The organism is uncultured Corynebacterium sp. (assembly GCF_937999985.1).
Taxonomy (GTDB): Bacteria; Actinomycetota; Actinomycetes; order Mycobacteriales; family Mycobacteriaceae; genus Corynebacterium.
Genome location: NZ_CALLDG010000173.1, coordinates 1 through 4414, shown reverse-complemented (window position 1 = coordinate 4414; position 4414 = coordinate 1). Strand labels below are relative to the sequence as shown.

The window sequence follows — 4414 nt, the reverse complement described above, 5'->3', positions numbered from 1 at the left end:
TGCCCTGAACCACTCTGCCCTGTACCACTCTGCACTGAACCACTCTGCACTGCAGTGCCCTGCTCAGCCACGCCGCCAGCCCCGCCAGCAACATCTCCAGCCACAGCCCCCAGAGCCGCCGCCGTCGCCGTCGCACCCGTGGCCGCATCCGGCCGTGAATCCCAGCGCCCCAACAGCAGATCAAAAATCACGGCCCCCGGCACGATCGGCACCAACTTATCCGGGTGTTCCGGACCCAGCACGGGGAAGCCGATCCCCCTACGCTCCAGCTCGGCCATTGCCCCCGTGAGGGCGTCAAGACCAAAAGCAGAACCACCGCACAGACCAATAGCGTGCACGGCCTGCACCGTGTTGTGCGGCGCCAGAAGATCCGTCTCGCGGGTCCCCGGCCCACCACCGCGTACATCCACGCTGGCAGTGGCGGATTTCGGGGCGACGATCATCGTCACGCCCGAATCCCCCGCACCGTCCTCGCACACCGCGTGGCCGACACCGATGCCCGCCACGTCTGCCAAAGAATTAGCGGGCCCCGGCTGGCAGCCGAACAACTCAATGCTCATTACTCACCCATCATCGCCGACAACAGACTGTCCTGGTGGTAGCCCAACCAATCCAGGTAGTTCTGCGCCGCCGTCGCTTGGTCGGAATTCTCCTCCCCCTCCAGCAGCTCCTTTTTGAACTCCTCATACTGCGCAGAGTGATACAGCCGAATGTCGTTGATCGCGCTCAGCCACGGGTGAACCTCGTCCTGCGTCAGCGATACATTCACCGAACCATTCGGCCCCAGGTAGTCCACCACGAAGCGCAGATTGGACAGCTTCGTCTTGATGATGTCCGTCTCGTTCAGCTGGCGAGTTAGCGCCGCATCGCCGTCGACTTCCTCATCCCCCTCGCGGAAGAAGCTCGGCAGCAGCCGCGCCAGCCCCGGATCTTTCGGCGCATCGGCATGCCCGCTGGCCATGCCCGTCATCTCCGCCAGCTCATCTTTCGGGGCGGTCCGCGCGCGCTCCATCAGCTTGTCGGAGACGGCCACCGCCGAATCCCCCAGCATCTCGCGCTCGAGCGGCTCTAGCTGCGTATTAAAGCGAGTCCCGCGCAGCAGGCTGTTCTTCTTCGTCCACGGCTGCATGTTCGTTCCTTCTTTCTTTATTGACGCCTACCCGTCCGCCCGCTGCATCGTCGCCCATAGTCCAGCGGTCTGCAGCTTCTTCACATCCCCTTCGACTTTGTCGCGCTCCCCGGAGCTCACCACGGCTTTCCCCTCGGTATGGACCTGCATCATCAGCTCCGTAGCGCGCTTGCGCGAATAGCCCAGTACGGTCTGGAAGACATACGTCACGTAGCTCATCAGGTTCACCGGATCATCCCAACAGATGCACATCCACGGCAGGTTGGGCTCCGTCAGTGTTTCTGGCAGTTTGTCCGCCACAGGGGTGGCAGCGGGAGCGGCTGGGGAAGTCATGCTTTCCAGAATACCCACATCGGCCATCTTCGCTGCCAGGTCCTCGGCAGGACGTGGACTAGCATGGAGCGGGTGAACGAAAACAGCACCCGCTCCTCCGCACTTCTTACAGACAAATACGAACTCACCATGCTCGAGGCCGCGATCCTCGACGGCACTGTCGACCGCGCCTGCACCTTCGAGGTGTTCACCCGCCGCCTACCCAACGAGCGCCGCTACGGTGTGATCGCCGGCACTGCCCGCGTACTGCAGGCCGTGCGCGATTTTGTGTTCACCGACCAGCAGCTCGATCACATCGACTTCCTGCGGGACGAAACCCTGGAGTACCTGCGCAACTTCCGCTTCTCCGGGCAGATCGACGGCTACCGGGAGGGCGAGCTGTACTTCCCCCACTCCCCCGTGCTGACGGTCCGGGGCACCTTTGGCGAGTGCGTGATCCTGGAGACGGTGATCCTCTCCATCCTGAACATGGACTCCGCCGTGGCCAGCGCCGCTGCCCGCATGGTCACCGCCGCCGGCGACCGTCCTATCGTCGACATGGGCGCACGCCGCACCCACGAATACGCCGCTGTCACCTCCGCACGGGCCGCCTACCTGGCCGGGTTCGTCGCCACCTCCAACATGGAGGCTGCGCAGCGCTATGGCATCCCGGCCTCCGGCACCGCAGCACACGCCTGGACCTTGCTGCACACCCGCCCGGATGGCACCCCCGACGAGCTCGCAGCCTTCAAGGCACAGGTCGCCGCTCTGGGGACAGACACCACTCTGCTGGTGGATACCTACGACATCACCCAGGGCGTAGAGAACGCGGTGGCGGCCGCCGGCACCGAACTGGGCGCTGTGCGCATCGACTCCGGCGATTTGGGCGTGCTGACCCGTCGCGTGCGCGACCAGCTGGATTCCCTGGGGGCAACGAACACCAACATCGTGGTTTCCTCCGACATGGACGAGTTCTCCATTGCCGCCCTGCGCAGCGAGCCGGTGGATTCCTTCGGCGTGGGCACCTCAGTTGTTACCGGCTCCGGGGCGCCGACCGCGGGGCTGGTCTACAAACTCGTGGAGGTAGACGGTGTGCCCGTCGCCAAGCGCTCCCGCGGCAAGGCCAGCCTCGGCGGGGCGAAGGATGCCGCCCGCTTTAGCCGCCCCTCTGGCACCGCAGTGGAGGAAGTCACCTTCCCCATGGGTGCGGAACTGCCCCAGGCCGAGGGGCTGAACAGCACCCAGCTGACCATCCCCATGGTGCGCGACGGCGAGCTTGTGGACGGCCTGCCCACCCTCGAGGAATCCCGCGAGCACTGTGCCAAGCAGCTGGTTTCCCTGCCCTGGGAAGGCCTGGCTCTCACCCGCGACGAACCTGTACTGCAAGTCCGCCATATCCGCAATCCCAAGCCCTAGCAGCTTCGCAAAGGTTCGCACAGTTTCGTATGAGCTCCAACGTCCTCGACCTCCTCAGCCTCGCCGTCAACGACCTCGGCGGTGCCCCGCGCCCGGGCCAGCAGAAGATGGCCACGGCCGTGGCCGAGGCCATTGACAAGGAACACCACCTGGCCGTCCAGGCCGGCACCGGCACAGGAAAGTCCCTGGCCTACCTGATCCCCAGCATCGTCGCGGCCATGGATTCCGACTACCCCGTCATCGTCTCCACCGCGACGATCGCCCTGCAGCGCCAGCTGGTGGAGCGCGACCTGCCGCGCCTAGCCAAGGCACTCGAACCGGAGCTACCGCGCCCCCTCGAGTTCGCCATCCAAAAAGGCCGCGGCAACTACGTTTGCCTCAACAAGGTCAACAATGCGCAGACCGACAGCGGCGTGGAAGAGGCCGAAGAGTCCCTCCTGGATCCCTCCCAGCTCTCCGCCACCGGTGCCCAAGTCGCCCGACTGCACGAATGGGCCGGCGAAACCGAGGATGGCGACCGCGATAACCTCCCCCAAGGCGTCAGCGATCGCGCATGGCGCCAGGTCAGCGTGTCCTCCCGCGAGTGCCTCGGCGCTACCCGCTGCCCCTTCGGCGAGCAGTGCTTCGCCGAGCGCGCCCGCGCCCACGCCGCGGACGCCGACGTTGTCGTCACCAACCATGCCCTTCTCGCGATCGACGCTCTTGTGGACGCCCCAGTCTTGCCGGAGCACGACACAGTGATCGTGGACGAGGCCCACGAGCTGGAAGATCGCATCACCTCCGTTGCCACCGCCGAACTGTCCCCCACCGCCATCGCCGTGCTGGCCAAACGCGCCGCGAAGCTGACCGTCTCCGGCGCAGACGCCGCCGGGGACGAGCTGGCCGAGGCAGGCGACAGGTGGACGGAGGCGTTGAAAGCGGAGGCGGCGGCGTCCAGAAACAACGACCGCTTCGGCACCGGCATCGAGGGGCGCTGGACCGATGTACCCGAGGCGTTACAAGTACCGCTTGCGGCCTTGAGAGACGCGGCGTGGAAGACGAACCGGCAGGTCAGTGGCATCCCCGCCTCCGAGTTTGCCAATGATTCGCAGAAGGCCGCCGAACGCCTGGCGGTGATCGTGGCCACCGAGGAGCTTAACGATACGTGTGTGCGCATCCTCAACGCTTCGCGCGTGGGCGAGGGCACCAGTGCGGATGCCGAAGACCTGCTCGGCGAGGACGTCATCTGGTACACCGCAGACTCCGGTCCGCGCGCACCGAAGCACGTGGTGCGGGTCGCCCCCTTGAGCGTTGCCGACCTGTTGCGCCAGCGCCTTTTCGGCCGGAACACGGTGATCCTGACCTCCGCAACGCTGGCGCTGGGTGGCAAGTTCACCTCCATGCTCAGCCGCTGGGGGCTGCCGAAGAACACCCCCACGCTAGATGCCGGTACGCCCTTCGATGCGCGCACCCACGGCATTCTCTACGTCGCCCGGCACTTGCCCCCGCCCGGGCGGGACCGCGCCAGCGACGCCTCCGTGGACGAAACCGCCCGGCTGATCAACGCCGCCGGCGGGC

General features: G+C 65.9%; 5 protein-coding genes. 2 read left to right on the top strand and 3 right to left on the bottom strand.

The annotated features are described in order from the left end of the window. From Q0331_RS08240 to clpS, 3 genes are all read right to left on the bottom strand, one after another. A partial coding sequence (locus Q0331_RS08240) for a P1 family peptidase (protein WP_298075896.1) occupies nucleotides 1–560 on the bottom strand: 560 nt, incomplete at its 3' end. Further along, the gene (locus tag Q0331_RS08235) at nucleotides 560–1129 is read right to left on the bottom strand and encodes a DUF2017 domain-containing protein (RefSeq protein WP_011273167.1); all 570 of its coding nucleotides are present in this window, start codon (nucleotides 1127–1129) and stop codon (nucleotides 560–562) included. The genes Q0331_RS08235 and Q0331_RS08240, both read right to left, overlap by 1 nt. A 27-nt stretch (nucleotides 1130–1156) precedes the next feature. Continuing rightward, complete coding sequence (gene clpS / locus Q0331_RS08230) at nucleotides 1157–1462, bottom strand: ATP-dependent Clp protease adapter ClpS (protein ID WP_011273166.1); 306 nt, start codon at nucleotides 1460–1462, stop codon at nucleotides 1157–1159. A gap of 63 nt (nucleotides 1463–1525) precedes the next feature. Between clpS and Q0331_RS08225 the strand changes: the two genes are divergently transcribed. Both Q0331_RS08225 and Q0331_RS08220 read left to right on the top strand, forming a co-directional pair. Beyond that, nucleotides 1526–2857 (top strand): nicotinate phosphoribosyltransferase, encoded by a 1332-nt coding sequence (locus Q0331_RS08225; RefSeq protein WP_298075895.1) that lies wholly within the window; start codon nucleotides 1526–1528, stop codon nucleotides 2855–2857. Nucleotides 2858–2886: 29 nt separating this feature from the next. After that, a partial coding sequence (locus Q0331_RS08220; protein ID WP_298075894.1) for an ATP-dependent DNA helicase occupies nucleotides 2887–4414 on the top strand: 1528 nt, incomplete at its 3' end.